This window comes from Leptospira sp. GIMC2001 (assembly GCF_028462125.1).
Taxonomy (GTDB): Bacteria; Spirochaetota; Leptospiria; order Leptospirales; family Leptospiraceae.
This window is the reverse complement of sequence record NZ_CP115468.1, coordinates 3298683-3316663: the sequence shown is the minus strand read 5'-3', so window position 1 is coordinate 3316663 and position 17981 is coordinate 3298683. Positions and strand designations below refer to the sequence as shown.

At 37.7% G+C, this 17981-nt stretch carries 18 protein-coding genes; 11 read left to right on the top strand and 7 right to left on the bottom strand.

Going from position 1 to position 17981, the window contains the following annotated elements:
- Positions 1 to 3 precede the first annotated feature (3 nt).
- Positions 4 to 1053, top strand: coding sequence for a hypothetical protein (locus tag O4O04_RS16720; protein WP_272532916.1), 1050 nt, complete (start codon positions 4 to 6; stop codon positions 1051 to 1053).
- 23 nt (positions 1054 to 1076) lie between these two features.
- On the opposite strand, the gene O4O04_RS16715 is transcribed toward O4O04_RS16720, so the two are convergent.
- The 6 genes from O4O04_RS16715 to O4O04_RS16690 all read right to left on the bottom strand — a co-directional run bounded on the left by O4O04_RS16715 (position 1077) and on the right by O4O04_RS16690 (position 8772).
- On the bottom strand, positions 1077 to 1709 hold the full coding sequence (locus O4O04_RS16715) for an NAD(P)H-dependent oxidoreductase (protein ID WP_272532915.1): 633 nt from the start codon (positions 1707 to 1709) through the stop codon (positions 1077 to 1079).
- An 83-nt stretch (positions 1710 to 1792) separates the two neighbouring features.
- Entirely contained in the window at positions 1793 to 4885 is a 3093-nt protein-coding gene (locus tag O4O04_RS16710) for an efflux RND transporter permease subunit (RefSeq protein WP_272532914.1), read from the bottom strand.
- A gap of 50 nt (positions 4886 to 4935) precedes the next feature.
- Positions 4936 to 6804, bottom strand: coding sequence for an adenylate/guanylate cyclase domain-containing protein (locus tag O4O04_RS16705; RefSeq protein ID WP_336297484.1), 1869 nt, complete (start codon positions 6802 to 6804; stop codon positions 4936 to 4938).
- A 34-nt stretch (positions 6805 to 6838) separates the two neighbouring features.
- A complete protein-coding gene (locus O4O04_RS16700) occupies positions 6839 to 7018 on the bottom strand; it encodes a hypothetical protein (protein ID WP_272532912.1) in 180 nt (59 codons plus the stop codon).
- 9 nt (positions 7019 to 7027) lie between these two features.
- Positions 7028 to 8116, bottom strand: a complete 1089-nt coding sequence (gene carA, locus O4O04_RS16695; protein WP_272532911.1) for a glutamine-hydrolyzing carbamoyl-phosphate synthase small subunit — start codon at positions 8114 to 8116, stop codon at positions 7028 to 7030.
- 32 nt (positions 8117 to 8148) lie between these two features.
- Positions 8149 to 8772, bottom strand: a complete 624-nt coding sequence (locus O4O04_RS16690; RefSeq protein ID WP_272532910.1) for a hypothetical protein — start codon at positions 8770 to 8772, stop codon at positions 8149 to 8151.
- Positions 8773 to 9071: 299 nt separating this feature from the next.
- Between O4O04_RS16690 and O4O04_RS16685 the strand changes: the two genes are divergently transcribed.
- Both O4O04_RS16685 and O4O04_RS16680 read left to right on the top strand, forming a co-directional pair.
- A complete protein-coding gene (locus O4O04_RS16685; protein ID WP_272532909.1) occupies positions 9072 to 10394 on the top strand; it encodes an ammonium transporter in 1323 nt (440 codons plus the stop codon).
- A gap of 32 nt (positions 10395 to 10426) precedes the next feature.
- The gene (locus tag O4O04_RS16680) at positions 10427 to 10771 is read left to right on the top strand and encodes a P-II family nitrogen regulator (RefSeq protein WP_272532908.1); all 345 of its coding nucleotides are present in this window, start codon (positions 10427 to 10429) and stop codon (positions 10769 to 10771) included.
- Between the two features lie 171 nt (positions 10772 to 10942).
- Here O4O04_RS16680 and O4O04_RS16675 read toward each other — a convergent pair whose 3' ends face one another.
- Positions 10943 to 12388: a putative Ig domain-containing protein gene (locus O4O04_RS16675; RefSeq protein ID WP_272532907.1), complete on the bottom strand. Its 1446-nt coding sequence runs from the start codon at positions 12386 to 12388 to the stop codon at positions 10943 to 10945.
- 326 nt (positions 12389 to 12714) lie between these two features.
- On the opposite strand from O4O04_RS16675, the gene thrS reads away from it, so the two are divergent.
- The 8 genes from thrS (at position 12715) to O4O04_RS16635 (ending at position 17975) form a co-directional block, all read left to right on the top strand.
- Positions 12715 to 14622, top strand: a complete 1908-nt coding sequence (gene thrS / locus O4O04_RS16670) for a threonine--tRNA ligase (protein ID WP_272536130.1) — start codon at positions 12715 to 12717, stop codon at positions 14620 to 14622.
- Between the two features lie 59 nt (positions 14623 to 14681).
- Positions 14682 to 15227: a translation initiation factor IF-3 gene (gene infC, locus O4O04_RS16665; protein WP_272532906.1), complete on the top strand. Its 546-nt coding sequence runs from the start codon at positions 14682 to 14684 to the stop codon at positions 15225 to 15227.
- A gap of 23 nt (positions 15228 to 15250) precedes the next feature.
- A complete protein-coding gene (rpmI, locus tag O4O04_RS16660; RefSeq protein ID WP_272536129.1) occupies positions 15251 to 15457 on the top strand; it encodes a 50S ribosomal protein L35 in 207 nt (68 codons plus the stop codon).
- Between the two features lie 3 nt (positions 15458 to 15460).
- Positions 15461 to 15814 carry a 50S ribosomal protein L20 gene (rplT, locus tag O4O04_RS16655; RefSeq protein ID WP_272532905.1) on the top strand — a complete coding sequence of 118 codons (354 nt, stop codon included), beginning with the start codon at positions 15461 to 15463 and terminating at the stop codon, positions 15812 to 15814.
- A gap of 61 nt (positions 15815 to 15875) precedes the next feature.
- Complete coding sequence (locus tag O4O04_RS16650) at positions 15876 to 16562, top strand: hypothetical protein (RefSeq protein ID WP_272532904.1); 687 nt, start codon at positions 15876 to 15878, stop codon at positions 16560 to 16562.
- Positions 16563 to 16568: 6 nt separating this feature from the next.
- Complete coding sequence (locus O4O04_RS16645) at positions 16569 to 16883, top strand: cell division protein ZapA (RefSeq protein WP_272532903.1); 315 nt, start codon at positions 16569 to 16571, stop codon at positions 16881 to 16883.
- Complete coding sequence (locus tag O4O04_RS16640; RefSeq protein WP_272532902.1) at positions 16864 to 17439, top strand: 5-formyltetrahydrofolate cyclo-ligase; 576 nt, start codon at positions 16864 to 16866, stop codon at positions 17437 to 17439. Before O4O04_RS16645 ends, O4O04_RS16640 begins: the two co-directional genes overlap by 20 nt.
- Before the next feature lie 50 nt (positions 17440 to 17489).
- A complete protein-coding gene (locus O4O04_RS16635) occupies positions 17490 to 17975 on the top strand; it encodes a chemotaxis protein CheW (RefSeq protein WP_272532901.1) in 486 nt (161 codons plus the stop codon).
- Positions 17976 to 17981: the final 6 nt, after the last annotated feature.

Here is a 17981-nt window from a genome sequence, read left to right as displayed (position 1 = left end):
TAAATGAAAAAAATTTTATTAGCAACATTCATTTCAATATTAGCAATTTCATTCTTATCTCCTCACATAATGAATATTTTTTTGGAAGAGTCTGCATTCTATTGGAATTGGACTAAAGATAGAGATTACAAGGCAAAAAACTACAAACTAATTATTTTGGGAGACAGTCAATGGATTAGTGGTTTGAACCTCGATGAATTTAGTAAAATTTCAAATATCAATCAGGATGATATATTAATCATAGCTAAACCAAGTCAGCAACCAGAAGGTATAGAACTGGATCTAGATGAAATCTGGTCGAAGGGGATTCAATCCGACATCTACTGGATCAATCTTTCTCCAACCAATGTTACGAAATCAGATGTATACCAAGCTCATAAACCACTGCAATTGAATTTTGGACGTAAATCATATAGAATTTTATGGAAAACCGATTTGTGGAAAAGCTATTATACCGATGCGAGTTCTTTCCTATTTCATTTGGTATCCATTGCTTTTCCTATAGTTGTATTCAATTCTCAAGTTTCGGCTCCAGCGCGAATTTTACCTATGGTGGACGGAATTAATTCCGACTCCAATATTTTACAAGATGTTTTAGGAAGAGATCCAATTCAAATTTTGAAAGAAAGAAGAAAAAATAATGAATATTTAATTAGTATTTTGCCCAAACAAGGATTATGGGAATGGAGAAACTACGAGGGAAGTTCGAAAGAATGCAATGGGAAGGATATAAGAGCAAAATTGCCAAAAGAGATGGGTTTAGCTTTTTCAAATATTAGAAAAACTTCAATTGATTCATTGATTAGAATTCAATCCCAAATTCATAGACGAAATGAAAAAACTATTTTTGTTAAGATTCCCTTTTCTCCGGAAATGGAAGAGTTAGAAACAATTTTTCCAATAGTATGGAACGATTTAACTAAACAGGCGACCGATGCAGAATTTATCGAAGTTCCGAATGAAATTTTTGATACAGGAGATTTTACTGACTATACCCATCTCAATAGTTGCGGAAGTACTAAGCTATCAAGATGGCTTGGCAAAAAATTATAAATAGAGCTTTTGAAAGTTATAATTTATAAGATTTGAAATAATTCAGATTTAGGCCTGCGAACTTTCTTTGCTTTGGAAAGTGGATCATTCTCAGCATCTCTGTAACCTAAAGCCATCATTACAACAGATTTCTCTTTTCTTGCAGTAAGTCCGAGAACTTCATCCATTTTTGCTGGATCAAATCCTTCCATAGGAGTTGCATCAATTGACTCAATTGCACAAGCATTCAGTGCAAATCCTAATGCTATATAAGCTTGTCTCGCTGACCATTCTAGCATTTGGTCTGGAGATTTGGACAGCACAGCTGATTCAACGGACTTTCTAAATCCAGCCAAGCTCTCAAGGCTTACACTGCGAGTGGAAGCAATAAGATTGAAGAAATTATCTACTTGTTTTGGATTGGATTCCGACCAGGCGGCAAAGACAATTAAATGTGATCCAGCTTTTACTTGAGATTGTGTACAGGCTCCAGATTCGAAAATTTTATTTTTCATAGAGTCGGATTCAATAACATAGATAGAGTAAGGTTGAAATCCTAAGGATGATGCAGATAGTTGAATTGCTTCAAGGATATTGTCAATTTTTTCTTTAGGAACTTTTGCTCCATTCATCTTTTTTGTTGCGTAGCGCCATTTCAATTGATCTAAATAATTCATTATGTTTATATCCTCTTTCTTGATGATAATTTGTCTATTAGACAATTATAAAATTCAATATAATTTGTGAAACTTCTTAGAAATTATTTTTTTCCAACAACCTTTCCATAGAGAGAAAAAACTGCAGGAATAAACACTAACGATCCAAATGATCCGAAACCAAGTCCCCATGCAAGTGATAGAGTCATAGGAATTAGAATTGGATCCGATCCTCCAATCGCATAAGCAGTAGGAATCATTCCAGCCATAGTCGTAAATGTCGTTACAAGAATTGGACGAAAACGATCACTCGCAGCTTCAATTAAGCAATCATTGAATGGTATTCCCTTTTTCTCATACTCTTGAATTGTATCAACTAGCACAATTGACGCATTCACAATAACGCCCGCTAAACCAATGATTCCGACCATAGCCAAGAACGAAAGAGTCTTACCAGAAAGAATAAAACCGATCACAACTCCGACAAAACCGAGAGGAATACAAGAGAGAATGACTAGAGGTTTGAGTGCACTATTGAAGATGATAGCGAGAATCGCATAAATTGCAAATAACGCAAGTAAGGTTGCCTTTCCTAGAGAAACCATAGATTTGTCCGTGCTTTCCTGCTCACCTCGAAACTTGATTGCGTATCCAGAATACCGTTTGCCAATATCGGAAAAATATTCTAATATTTTTTCGTTCACAGCTCCAGAAGTTATGATTTCCTCATTAACATCGGCTGTAACAGTAATTGCTTTTTCAAAATCATTGTGGAAATATGCTTCGACACCTTTATAAACATTCCTAGTTGTAACTGCTCCGATTGGAGTTAGGAGCCCATATCGGTTTGCAATTTCGATTCTATCCAGATCATTGGTTTGAGATCTAAATTCATCTTGATTGAGGATCATGACTTTGATTTCGTCTTTACCTTTTCTGAGACTTGCAGCTTCAACTCCCTCGATTGCTGTTCGAACGTAACTTGCAACGGTTGAAGTATCAATTCCTGTTAGTGCTGAATTGGCATCTTTGACTCGAATCTGAATTTCTTCTCGTCCGAAATTATAATCATCCCCGATATTGATGACTCCATCCATAGTTCTGAGCATGGATTTCATTTCTTGGGAAATTTCTTCAAGAACTTTATAGTCTCTTCCTTCAATTGCAACAGTGACTGCAGCACCAATGGGTGGACCATTTACAACAAGGTCAACCATGACTGAAGTAGCATCAGGAATTTGTTTTAGTTCTTCATCCAATTCGCCAAATATAACCTGAGCTGTACGCTTACGCTCGGTTTCCGGAACCAAAATAATTTGTGCCATTCCTAGATTCTCGCCTACGCGTGTTAGTGGGTCAGTGGGATCAGTTTGTTGTATTCCAATTTTAAGTATGGATGATTGGATCTCATTTTTTGGAATTTTGGCAATGACTTCGTCAAAATAAGCGAGCTTTCTTGCAGTCTCTTGCGCACTGTAGGAAGCTGGGAATTCTGCTCGTATAAGAACATAATCGATTCCTTCTTTTGGAAATAAATTAAAATTCATGATTCCGAGAACCAACACAGATCCAATTAGTATCGAATAGATTACAGCGAGAGTAGTGATTGGTCTTCGGACTACAACTCGGATTCCGCGAACAAAACTATTTCTCAAGTTATCAAAAGATCTCTCAAGAACATCACGAAAAACTCTGCGAACCCTGTTTTTCGCCTCTTTTTCTTTTGGGTTCTTTCCGAACATCGCATATCTTCCCGGCAGAAGTAAGAAAGATTCAAAAAGGCTGAAAGTGAGCGCAACAATTACCATGAACGGAATCTGCCAGATAAACCTTCCCATAATCCCACTCATCAATGCCAAAGGAAGAAATGCAGCAACTGTAGTTAAATAAGATCCAAAAATAGGAACAATCAATTCGCTTGCACCCTGTACGGATGCATCTCGAGCGTTAATACCAGATTTCTTTAGTTTATAAATATTTTCGGAAATAATTATACTATTATCAACTAACATTCCAAGAGCGATAATTATTCCAAGCATCGAAACTAAATTGAATGAGATGTCAAAAAAAGGAAATGCGATAATAGTTCCAAGTAGTGTCAGAGGTAACGATAAACTGGAAATTATAGCATCCCGAAAAGAGAAAAATACAATTAGAACTAGAACAACCAATATCAAACCCTGCATCGAATTGGTTAATACAACATCTAACCTCTTTGTTGCACGGAGACCCTCATCATTTAAGTCAATAATTTCTATACCCTTGACCAATTGAGGTTTCAGTTCTTCCAATTTTGCATGAATGGCATTTACAGTTTCAATTATATCACCGCTGTCTTTTTTGATTATCTGTAAAGTAACAGCTTCTTTCCCATTGGATTGAGCGAAGGCACGCGGTCTTTCATAAGTCTCATTAAGATTTGCTACTTGAGAGAGTTGGACAGATTGTCCGTTCTCGTTCGAACGAATTGTAATATTTTTGAGTTCATCAATTTTTTCAACTTCACCAGTGACTCGAATATCCTTTGTTATAGGTGATAAAAAAGAGCCACCGGGAATACTTACTATTCTTCGATTGATTGATTCATAAATATCACTGAAATTGATTACATACTTTTTGCGGAGAATCGGATTGACTAAGATTCTCCATTCTTCTTTTCTTTTTCCAAAAAGATCAACCCGCGAAACACCAGGAACTTTTCGCAATTCATCATCAATAAAGCGTACAGATTGTTGCAATTCTTGCTCAGTAATATTTCCTGAGACAGCGATTTCTAAGATTGGGAAATTAGAACTTTTTTGTTCTGTGACAACCGGTCTATCTCGAACTTCTATGGGAAAATTTGTAACACGATCAACCGCACGTCTAAGATCGTTGACTACTTGGTCTGGATCTGGATGCTCTAAATCAATTTTGATATTGATATCGGATTCTGAATTTCGCGAAATCGAACGAACGGAATCCAATCCTTCAACTTCTCGTAATTTTTCTTCAATCGGTATCGTGATTTTCTTTTCAACGTCGATTGGGCTCGCACCTGGAAAAACCGTCAGGATTCTCACTTGGCGTAAGTTTACACGTGGAAAAGCTTCCTGCTTCATTGAGTAAAGAGAAATCAAGCCAGTTAGGAATAGGAAAATTAGAGTAAGGTTTGCTACAAGGGGATTGTAGACGTAGTAGTGTATTATTTTTTTCATAAAAATTTAGCCAGAGGGATCCGAATTAAATACCAACTTTGACTAAATATTCATTCATGGTTTTCTAAGTAAATATCTTTATAGATTTGGAATACTTCAAAATTCTCAAGATGTTTTACTGATGTAATATCTGTTCGAGTCTTCCAATTCGGACAATCTGTACCAACCCAGTATTGAATTTGGCTTTGTGTTGCAGTTGCTGGGGACAGTCCTATCCCACCAGGAAGAGCTGCTGATTCAACTCGATTCGCCATATTTACAGTATTGCCGATAACAGTGACTTCTAACTTTTCCGAACCGATTGCACCAAGAATTGCATCACCCGAATTGATTCCTATACGGAGAAGACAAGAAAGACCGCCTTGATCCTTGAGTTCATGATAGAGTTTTGTATACTCTTCTTGCATCTCGATTCCACAGATGACTGCACGCTTCGCTGTATTTGTTTCACCAGGTTCAGGAATAAAATATACCATCAAGGCATCACCAATATGCTTATCAATGATTCCTTTATGTTTGGTTACGATTTTCTCCATCACAGCAAAGCTTTTATTCAAATATTCAACAACTTGTCTCGGAGCATAAAGGGAAGACTGAGCTGAAAATCCTTTAAAGTCTGTATAGATAACGGAAACATGTTCGTATTTTCCTTCGATCAAGTCTTGTCTATTCGGTCCCATAAGCATCTTCGCAACGGGCGCATACATAAACTGGTAGAAGTCTCGCATGAGATTGAACAATTTTTTATTGAATAAATCGCTGAGCCTTCCCAATTCATCATCGGAAAGAACTTTTACATGATAGTCGAAATCCTGATTCTCAAAAGCTTCAATGCCCTTAATCAATTCGTGAATCGGTCGATTGAAATAAGATGCAAAGAAAATAGAAATCAGCGAGATGATAATCACAGAACCAGAAAGAATAAAAATAATCAAGAATCCAATTGTTTGCTTAGCATTTTGAACATCACGTGCAAGCAAATCCATTGAAATAATAACTGGTGGCTCTTCCCAGACTCCAATCGTTGGAAGCGGTGCCCAAGCCGACAAGATCAATGTCTCTCCGTCGTCATCGAAGTCAAATTCTGGAGCAGTTTGTGCTTTGGTAAAATCTGTTGACCAAGGAGAATTGAATTCAACTGAATCCCAAGTCGATCCAAACTCTGAATGGTTATCACCAATTTCTGCATCAACAAGGTAAACCAATTTCGTTGGCTCAATTGAATCCTTTTTATTTATATAAATATATCGAATGGGAATATTCGCTTCCCTCAATTGCTTTTTCATTTTAATCAATTTATTCTGAATTGATTTGTATTTTGGATCTTCTTCTCCTTTTATAGAAAGAATTTCCTCTGCATTGAATTGCAATGATGCGACAATCACATGACCAAGAAGCGATGAGCGAATATCAGCTTCCTTTAGATTTGTAAAATAATTATAAACATAGAATAACGTCGGAACCAAAATAATCAAAGTCGAAACAAGAAAGGCAAGGAAAATCTTAGTTCTTATCTTAAGATTAGAATATTTCAATAATCGCAATGATTGAGAGATTCTCAAAAATCGGAGCAATCGTAATCCATAAGTTTGTGCTTCCAAATCAAAAGCGATTAATACTATAAATGGAGCAAAAGATAGAAAATCTATAACGCCATTAAAACTGAAAATAAATTCTTTCTTAGAAGGAGCCGAAAACAATCGTAATGAATACTCTGTTGCAAAAACAATCAAAATCGTCCATTCTATCCATTTATGCTCTGCATAGAAGTCTTCGCCAATTGCCATTGAGAAAAAATCCAAAAATGGATAAGCCACAGAAAACATGACAATAAGAATGAGGATAAATCTGTATGTTTTCGCGAGAGTAGTCGCTGGAAACTCGAGAAAATTCCAGATCGAAGTTTTTAGATTTTGCAATTTATTGTGAACCTTTTATAAAAAAAGCCAGCTCTTAGAGCCAGCCTGCTTTCTTTCCAATCGCATACAGATTGATTCCGTATCCAATTCCTATAAATTTCTTAGGTTGAAAAACTTCTTCCGAAGTTGGATCCCAGATATCATGTAGAAATGCTTCCCAGGAAACTTCTGTCGCGTAAGGTACACCCCAAATATTCTTCTCGTTATCTTGCATTTTTTTCTCCTATTGATGCTTTGATTTCTTAACCATATTATAAAATTCTTGAAAAAGATAACCAGAGTCATGCGGACCAGGTGAACTTTCAGGATGATATTGAACTGCCATTACAGGTTTGTCTTTGGATCTAAGTCCAGCGATTGTATTATCAAATAAATTGATATGTGTAATTGGGACATCATCCGATTCATCGCGAACTACCACAAAGCCATGGTTTTGTGCTGTGATTTCCACTTTTCCATTGTCTGTATTTTGCACAGGATGGTTTCCACCACGATGGCCAAATTTTAACTTTGCTGTTTTCTTACCTAGAGCTTGTCCTATAATCTGATGACCTAGGCAGATCCCAAAAAGTGGAGTCCCAGCGTTGATAATGTCTTTTGCAGATTGAATGGCATAGTCCAAAGGCTCTGGATCACCGGGTCCATTGGACATGAAATACGCATCGTATCCTTGATTCATGATGTCTTTAGCTTGAGTTAATGCAGGATATACGGTAACTGAGAATCCATTCGAATCTAGTAATTTTAGAATGTTTTGCTTTACACCATAATCGAAGACGGCAACTTTATATTTTTCTGGACTATGTGTTCCAAAAGTATATGATTTTTCTGTTGTGACTACTCGAGCAAGATCGGCGCCAACCAAGCCAGGAAATTTCTTGACCTCGTCGCGAAAGGATTCAGAGAATTTCTCTGCAATAAAAATCCCGCCATTTGTAGCGCCTTTTGTTCGCAAGATTCGTGTTAACTTTCTTGTATCGATACCTTGAATCCCTGGAATATTGTATTCTTTTAGAAAGTCACCGAGAGTTTTCTCAGATCTATAATTGGATGGATAGTCCACATATTCTTTTACTATAAGTCCCGATACTTGAACACGAGAACTTTCCATATCTTCGGAGTTGATTCCGTAATTCCCGATCATTGGGTAGGTCAAAGTAACAATTTGATTGCGGTAAGATGGGTCAGTTAAGATTTCTTGGTATCCAGACATGGATGTGTTGAATACAACTTCACCAGTCAGATTGGTTTCTGAACCAAAAGAAAATCCTTCAAAAACTTCACCAGATTCTAGAACTAGATAAGCTTTCATTCTTTGCTAGATTCTAGTATGGGATAGAATGGTCAACGGAAAGATTCAGATCTTCCTACAAAATAGCCTCGATTTCGATCATATAAAAATACATCATCAATGTTCTGGACTTCCATTTGGCTGAGTTTCTGATGAATGGCTTCGGCTCGCTCGGGAGATACTTTAAGATAGGTTTTTCTCAATGCAGTCTGTATGGTAAGCAATCCTGAATTAGGGTCAGCTTGCAAAATTTGTCCCATTACCCTTTTCTCAGCGCCTTGAACATTGTTGGAAAGAATTTTCCCGCTGCTCACTCCTCCTCGAACTATGGGTTTGGAGACGCATACGAGCATTGGATTGCCAACTCGAACAATCTGCGCTTTCACATTTATATGAGGTTTTTGAGAATCGCTGGATTGATTCTTCGCCGATTCAATTTCTTGAATCCAAGCATCTTGACAGATGATATGATGAGTTCGTCCTGAAGTGTCTTCTCGAACGGAAAAATATTTTTTACCATAACTTTCTCCAGTATCTACCAATTCCCCAGAGATCCTCATCATTTTATTCTCGGCTCCCAAAGAAGATAGAACGCTGATCGCGAGAAGGATAATTACAGATAAATAGACATTGAATCGGTCTTTTTTCGGAAATATACTCAGATGCAGAATTTTCATAGAGGGATTTTCTCCTGTTTCTATATTCTATCATCGGTATTCTAGAAATACAATCAAGTCGATAAGCAAAACTTCAATTTTGCCTAAACATTCCATGATAACTTCTAGCTCCCAATTTGTACGAAATGTTTAAAAATTAGACAATTCGTACGATTTAGGAGATTTCCCGAAACTCAATTTTCTTTTCTTTTGCATCGATCTGCTTAAGAATACAGCATTTATTTAAAGTTTTTGTGCATTCTTATTAATTGGTACATAAGTTGCACAAAAAAGGAAAGTTTATCTGACAGGAAAAACATATGATAAAAGACCAAATCGTAAAAATAGGAAGACAATCCATTCTAAGGAAAATCTTTCTCACCTTACTCTTTCTTCTTCCAGGACTACTCTTCGCGCAAGATGCTGTAGCCACTGAAGAAGCCGGAGACGTCTTAGACAAAGGCGACACGGCATGGATGATCGTTGCTTCTAGCTTCGTATTTTTCATGATCCCAGGACTCGCACTGTTCTACGGCGGAATCGTTCGTTCCAAAAACGTATTATCAACAATGATGCATAGTTTTATCGCAATACTTGTGTTAACTTTGCAGTGGACCATCATTGGATATAGTTTTGCTACTACTGGAGATAATCCTTATTTCGGTGGTTTTGACAAAATGTTCTTATCTGGTGTAACAGCTGACTCGCTTGAAGGAAGCATTCCAGAATTTGTATTCTTTGTATTCCAAGGAACATTTGCATTGATCACTCCAGCTCTAATTTCAGGAGCACTTGCGGAACGTGTCAAAATGTCCGGATATATAGTATTTATTCTACTATGGGCAACTTTTGTCTATGATCCTGTATGGCACTGGGTATGGAGCGGATCGGGTTGGCTTGCAAGTGATGGTGCAATTGACTTTGCAGGTGGAACTGTAGTGCATTTGATTTCTGGTATTGCTGGACTTGCTGCTGTTCTTGTAATTGGTAAAAGAAAAGGGGATGCTGCCTCCCTTATGAAGCCAAACAATCTCACCTACACTTTGCTTGGTTCTGGATTGTTGTGGTTTGGATGGTTCGGATTTAACGCTGGATCAGGGCTTGCGAGTGATGGAGTTGCAGGACGCGCTCTTGCAGTAACATTGATCGCTCCAGCTGCTGCAGGTTGTGCATGGATGCTAATCGAGTGGCTTCACACCAAGAAGGCAACAGCACTTGGTGCAGCATCAGGAATTGTAGCTGGACTTGTTGTGATTACTCCTGCTGCAGGAACCACAGAGCCGTTAGGTGCTATTATTATGGGATTCATCGTCTCACCTATTTGTTATGGTGCGATCATGATGAAGAACAAACTAGGTTATGATGACAGCTTGGATGCTTTCGGTATTCATGGTGTCGGTGGTGCGCTTGGTGCCATCTTGACTGGTGTTTTCGCTGTTGAGTTAGCGGAAGGAATTGGTGGACGAGGCGAGCAGATTTGGGTGCAAACAGTATCCGTTCTCGCTACTGGTCTATATTCCTTTGGAGTATCGTATATTTTAGCTTTTGCCATAGAAAAAACGATCGGATTCCGAATTTCTGAGGAAAAAGAAATTGCAGGACTAGACTCCGAGATACATGGTGAGAGTGGATACAATATATAAAATTAGGATAAGATAATAAGGAAGGTATTTATATGAAGCTAATCGTTGCAATCATCCAGCCACATAAGTTGGAAGAAGTAAAAGCAGAGTTAACCAAAAATGAGATCTATAGATTGACTGTAAGTGATGTTCAAGGTTACGGACAACAAAAAGGTAAAACAGAAGTTTTCCGTGGTCATGAATATACAGTTAACCTAATCAGAAAAGTTAGATTAGAAATTGCTGTAAATGATGAATTCGTAAAACCAACAGTTGATGCAATCTTGAAAGCTGCCAAGACCGGTGACGGTAAAGTTGGTGATGGAAAGATCATGATCATGCCTCTAGAAGAAGTGATCCGTATCAGAACTGGCGAAAGAGGAAAAGCTGGAATCTAATTTCTAGTTTTTTTCTAAACCGAAAAAGGGCGGAATCTTCCGCCCTTTTTTTATGCCTTACCTCTGCCTGCCCAGCATAATTTTCCGAAGGAAATTGTGCTGTGGTGGTAAAAAAAGATTTAACTACAAAGTTGTACGAAGTAGGCGCATAGCATGCGGAGTGAAAGAAAGTTAAAAATCCTTCTCCCATTGCAGACTAGGATAAGTCGTGCCATCTCCGAAGTTCCAAATAGTTGGATCCCATGTATCAAATATCACGATACCAGCACAACTATCGTTAGGTTCTGTAGGGCATTTTAATTGGTTTGTTGTTCTAGGCTGTCCACGGGTATCATTATCGGCTTGTGTTGTTATATCAGAATCGTAATAGGAATTATTTACAGCTGCGGATATTTCTGAGACTAATCCGCCTTGAATAACTCCAGGGGAAACGACAACTGCAGAATAGGAATTTGTTATACTGGCAGCACCAAATGATGATCTGCCTGATAATCCACCAACATAGGTCGCCCCAGTTACTGAACCTTGAGCATAACTATCTTCAATAAATATTGATACTTGCCTTCCAATCAAACCACCAATGTAATCTCCCCCTGAAACAGTAGCATTAGCAAAGCATTTCTTCATTTGATCTGATCCGAAAGCATAACCAAGGATACCGCCTGCATAATTAGTTACCACCTCCACTGTCCCTGTAAAACCAGAATTATAAATTACAGCGACTCCAGAATTTCTACCGATCAATCCGCCAGCAGCATCAGATTCAGATCGACTATATCCATCGTATGATATAATATTTTCTACTTGATTGGCGGCCGAATTACCAATTAAATTACCAACTCTTGACAAGCCTCTAACCCAAGCATTTCGAAGTCTAAGATTTTGTATTATCGTAGTTAATCCTCCAGATGTTTCACCAAAAAGTCCAACACTCGATATTGCCGGGTAATCTATCTTAAGATTAAATATTGTATGATAATTTCCATTGAAGACTCCATTGAAAGGATTTACAGATGTTCCAATAGGATCGAAATTTGCTATAGAAGAAAGATCCAGATCTTGCTGTAATTCGTAGAATGAATTTGGATTAGCGATATGATGTGCGGTTAAACTCTGTAATTGATCGGGGCTACAGATTTGAAATGGATCTATACTGGTTCCACTTCCTAAAACGATTGTAGTATCTGAACAAGCTGATGGGATCCGTGTAGTAATTGAGATGGTTGCCGATTGAGTTTCAGAAAGTTTACTTGCTGTTATTGTATAAATTTGGTTAGTAATTACTTTATTAGGTGTTCCTGATATTGCTCCAGTTGCAGAATCGAAGTTCAGACCAGAAACCAATTGAGGCGAAATAGAAAATTCCGTTGGTGAGCCTTGAGTTTCCGGAACAATTTCCGATATTTCCTCCCCAGTTAGGAAAGAGTAACTTGATTCGGCATATGAAATGGCAAGATTCGAATTAGGGATGTTCGAATCATTATTAAGAGAATCAATTAAGCGTAATAATGTCTGGATTTCTGTTAAGCCTTGTAATTCTGATTTATTCAAACTTGGAATATTGCATTGGGTGAAACCTAGAATAAAAAAAATCAATGCTATTCTGGAAATTTTCATAGAGCTGACAGACTAAGATCAAAATTTTATTTGTCAATAAATTTTTAAAACATTATTATATGTTAATATGCCCTAATGTAAATTTTGTTTTTGTGGGTTTAGATTTCTAATATTTCTCATAGTGTAGGTTCGTTTTTGCATTTATTTCGAAAGAGTGTTTTTTATTTCCAGAATAATTTTCGAAATCAAGTTGTGCTGTGGTGGTTGAAGAAAAAAGATTTAACCACAATATTTCCTCGGCTTAGGATATTTTTTCTTTTTCTAGTAGAATTTTGTACTATTTCTGAGAAAATTGTAAAAGAATGTCAGTAGCTAGTCCCTCGTCCTTGATAAATATTACTCTGCCGGATGGCTCATCCAAATCCATGAAATCTGGACAGAGTTTTCGCGATTTTATTGCAGAAAATCTTAACTTTCTGAAAAGCAAAGCCCTCGGGGTTATAATAAACAACAATCAAACTGTGGATCTCAGTTTCGTTCCTGTAGAAGACTGCAAAATTCAAATCCTCACATTTGCTGATAAGCAAGGTAAGGAAATCTTTCATCATTCATCGGCTCATCTTCTCGGACAAGCTGTTCAGAGATTGTGGAAAGATGCCAAACTTACCGTGGGTCCGGTCATTGAGACAGGCCCTGGATTTTTTTATTATGATATTGATTTTCCATCGGCGACGATTACTCCCGATGATCTTCCAATCATTGAGAAAGAGATGGAGAAGATTGTAAAAGAAGGATTGGATGTCAATCGCTGGGAATTAAGTCGAGCTGAAGCGATTGAGAAGTTCAAGAAAGAAGGCGAAGTCTATAAAGTAGAATTGATCAGTGGATTTACCGATGACCATGTATCACTGTATGGGCAAGGGGAATGGTATGATCTATGCCGTGGCCCACACGTACCCAATACTTCTTTATTGAAAGCTTTCAAGCTAACTGCGATTAGTGGAGCATATTGGAAAGCGAATAAAGACAACAAGATGCTTACTCGAATCTATGGAGTTTCCTTTCCTAGCAAAAAAGAATTAGATGAATATATCTATCAGATAGAGGAAGCAAAGAAAAGAGATCATAGAAAACTTGGTAAAGAGTTAGATCTTTTTTCCTTTCAGGAAGAAGCACCTGGTTTTCCATTCTGGCATCCAAAAGGTACAGTTCTATGGAATAGTTTAGCGGAGTATATACGATCTGAATGTTTTAAGCGTGGCTATCACGAGATCAAAACTCCAGCAATCTTGAATTCAAGTCTCTGGAAGCGGAGTGGGCATTGGGACAACTTCAAAGAGAATATGTATTTTACGCAAATTGATGAAGATGATTTTGCAGTGAAACCAATGAACTGTCCAGGTTGTTCGCTAGTTTATAAACATCATATGCATTCTTATAAAGAATTGCCGATTCGATATATGGAATTGGGAACAGTTCATCGTCATGAGTTGTCTGGAGTTTTGCATGGTTTGTTTAGAGTGCGTGCTTTTACTCAGGATGATGCTCATATTTTTTGTTCATTCGAATCCTTGTTAGCCGAAGTAAGTGATATTATAGATTTTACATTTGATGTATATCGCAAATTTGGCTTTACTGAATTCCAAACATTTATCGCAACAAGACCTGAGAAAAGTCAAGGTGCCGACGAAGATTGGGAGATGGCGACCAATTCGTTGAAGCAAGCTCTCGATTCTAAGAATTTATCATATGGGATAAAAGAAGGCGAAGGTGCTTTCTATGGTCCAAAAATTGAGTTTAATATAAAAGATAGTCTCGGTCGACTCTGGCAATGCGGAACTATTCAGATAGATTTTTCTATGCCCAATAGATTCGAGTTGGAATATGCAGGAAATGACGGCAAAAAGCACCAACCTGTTATGATCCACCGAGCGATTTACGGATCCTTGGAAAGATTTATTGGAATATTGATCGAGCATTTTGAAGGCAAGTTCCCGCTTTGGATTTCTCCGATTCAAATTCGCGTTTTAACAGTTGCAGAAAGTCACAATGAGTATGCGAAGAAGATTACAAATCTTTTAATGGACAAAGGTCTACGCGTTGAAGCCGATTATAGGAATGAGAAAATCGGAACGAAAATTCGGGAATCTATTCTAAAGAGAAGTAATTTTAACCTCATTATCGGCGACAAAGAAGTAAATGGAGAATTGGTCTCTGTTCGAAAAAGAGGCGAAGAAAACACGGAATCGATGAGTTTCGATGCGTTTTTCGCTATGCTTTCGGCTGAATTGTGAAAAATCGATTGTCACTAGACTTGTTTTTAAAAATATGGGAATTTATAGCTGGAGAATGAATGCAGAAGAGGTCGAATAATCAGAGACAGAATAACGATAGGTTTTCCAATACAAGGATCAATGAGCAGATAAAGGGTGTGGACAATGTTCGTCTTGTGACGGATGAGGGTCCTGTTATCGTTTCCATTGAAGAGGCTCTGCGCCGAGCGCGTGAAGCGGAACTTGATTTAGTTGAAGTTTCAGCGGATCAGGACGTTCACGTTTGTAAGTTAATTGACTACGGTAAATACCGATTTGAGCAACTTAAGAAAGTCAAGGAAGCCAAGAAAAAACAACACGTCGTTACAATCAAAGAGATAAAGATTCGACCTAGAATTGACAGCAATGATTACGAAATTAAGAAGAAACATGCAATAGAATTTCTTCAAAAGGGTGACAAAGTTAAGGTTACTCTTCGTTTTAGGGGTCGTGAAATGCTCCATTCTGATTTAGGAATGAAAGTGGTTCAGAGAATGGTTGAAGACCTTGCAGAAGTTGCAACTGCAGAAAAAAACCCCGCTCAGGACGGAAGAACTATCGTTGTAGTTCTTAATCCGAAAAGTTAACATTTTATAAAGGAAGTTGGATGATGGCTGGTTATAAACTAAAAACCAATCGGGCTGCTAAGAAAAGATTCAAGATTACCAAGAACGGTAAAATTTTGAGAGGTGGTGCTAAGACTCGCCATATTCTTGAGAAGAAAACTCCCAAGCAGAAGAGAAGACTTGGTGGAACACATGTTGTCGATGTAACAGACGAAGGTAGAGTAAGAAAACTTCTACCTTACGGAGGATAGAATATGCCACGCGCAGTAAACGGAACGATACATAAAAACCGTAGAAAAAAAGTCTTAAAAGCCGCAAAAGGTTTTCGCGGTGGAAGATCAAAACTTTTCAGAACAGCTAAATCTGCTGTAATGAAAGCGGGTCAGTGGGCATACCGAGATAGACGTAAGAAGAAATCAGAATTCAGAAAACTTTGGATTGTGAGAATCAACGCTGCAGCTCGTGAAGGTGGATTGTCTTATTCAAAATTCATGCATGGATTGAAGAAATTAGGAATTGCTTTGGATCGAAAAGCATTGGCTGAGCTTGCTTTCAATAACAAAGACGTTTTTAGCGCTATCATCGAAAAGGTCAAGACAGCAAATTAGTCTTGATCTGAGTTTATGGTCAATATATATTGATCAGAGCAATCCAATAGGCGGTTAGAGAATGCTTACAGTACAAACCATAGAAGATTTAGAATCAAAAGTCATTAAAGCTTTAGAGCTTATTGGAGATTTGCGCTCTGAGAATAGTCGCTTAGAGTCAGAGAACGAAACTCTCCGAGCTGAGAATGACCAGATGAAGCTGGCTATGGAGGAGAAAGAGAGAGAACTCAATAGTCTCCGTAAGCAACTTGAATCTTCAGAAAAAGAATTAGAAGAATTGCGAAGTCGTGAAAATCTGCTTGAGAATAAGATCAATAATCTTATGGGTAGATTGGATGGAGTGTCACTTAGCCCATCTTCTTCCAAACCATCATCTGCGGGATCAGCATCCCAACCAGTATCAACCGACAATTCCAATTCATCGAATAGCAGCAACTCAAGTTCTGCACAGGCGGCTACTGCTTCTCCAGCTAAAGAAGTTTCGCCTGCTGACTTGGACGATGAAGATGAAATTATCCTGTTAGATGATGATGAAGATGAAGTTTTGACAGAAGAGGAAGTTAGTTCTTCACCATCCAAAGCTGCAATTTCTTCTGAAAATGTTTCTGTTACTTCTGCATCTGCTCCAGAGATGATTGATCTAGATGATGAAGATGATATAATCATTGAAGATGATGATGAAGCGATCAATGTTTTTGATGCTGATGACGATGATGACTTTTTAATTATAGAAGAAGAGCCTAACTAGACTTTCATGGAACCATCTCCTTCCCGTGTAAGAGTTCGCATACTCGGCGATGAATATACGATTGTTGGAGATGCAGACGACAAAACTATCCTTGCTCTAGCAGAAACTGTAGAAGAACGCATGAGGGAATTGCAAGCTGCGATGCCTCAAGCTTCTAAGACCAAAATTGCAGTCCTCTGTGCGATGAATATTGCTGATGAATTGGCACAATGGAAATTATCAGTTGATATCAACCCAAGCGAACATCCAGAAATCGAAGAAAAAACTAAAAAAATTATTTCCTTATTAGAAGAGGGAATCATTGGAGAAAATTATCTCTGAGTCCAAGGCTATCGCTAGGAAAAAAGCTAAATCCTTAATTGCTAATATGCAATCTTCGGAGAAAATTTCAAAAACCAAAAAAATTACGGATTTATTTACAGAACATATCCAATATTTTTCAAAACAAAACAATCGTGGTAAGTTGAATGTGCTTATGTATCAGGCAGATCAATGGGAGCCTTTATTGGATCCACCAAATGGTATAGAATTTGAAATTTATTACCCTCGTGTTGTAAGCGACAACGAATTGGAATTGGTTAAACCGATTTCTTGGAATATTGGACGTTATGGAATTCGAGAGCCTGCAGGAGATGAATTGATTCAGCCTGGTGAGTTGGATTTTTTGGTGATTCCAGGGCTTGGTTTTGACATAAATGGAGCTCGTTTAGGTCGCGGTAAGGGATATTTTGACAAATGCCTGGAGTCGGTAGATGCTAGGAAAATTCTGGGAATCACTTGGAGTTTTTGCTTTCCATTGAATTTTCAATCAGAAAGCCATGATCTAAGAACGGGTAAAGTGATAACAGATTTGGGGATTTTCTCTTTTTTAGATTGAAGGAAACCATGTCGATAATAGGATTAAGATAAAGGGTGAACAGTTTGGCTTTGAATGAAATAGATACCGATAATCAAGAAGTTGAAGAAGAAATTTTAACTGAAGAAACTCAACAATTTCTTTCCTTTATCATTGAAGGTGAATTCTTCGGACTTGAATTGCTCAGCGTTCATGAAATTCTCAAACCTGTTCCAATAACAAGGATTCCTAATGTAGAAGATTATATTATGGGTGTAATCAATCTACGTGGTGAGATCATTCCCATCATTGATCTCAAGAAAAGATTTGATATTTCCTTCACCGAACTTCAACCTTCGTCAAGATTTGTTGTTGTCATGAAGGATGATAAAAGATTTGGACTTCTCGTGGATGAAGTTCGCCAAGTTGTCAAGATTACTGAATCTAATATTAATTATACGACGGATGATCTCGCTCTAAGCTATGGTAAGCTCATTGAAAGTGTTTCGAGAATCAATGATCATCTAATTCTCAATCTTGGAATCAATCAGCTTGTTGAATTTGTTCAAGATAATTAGGAGTTC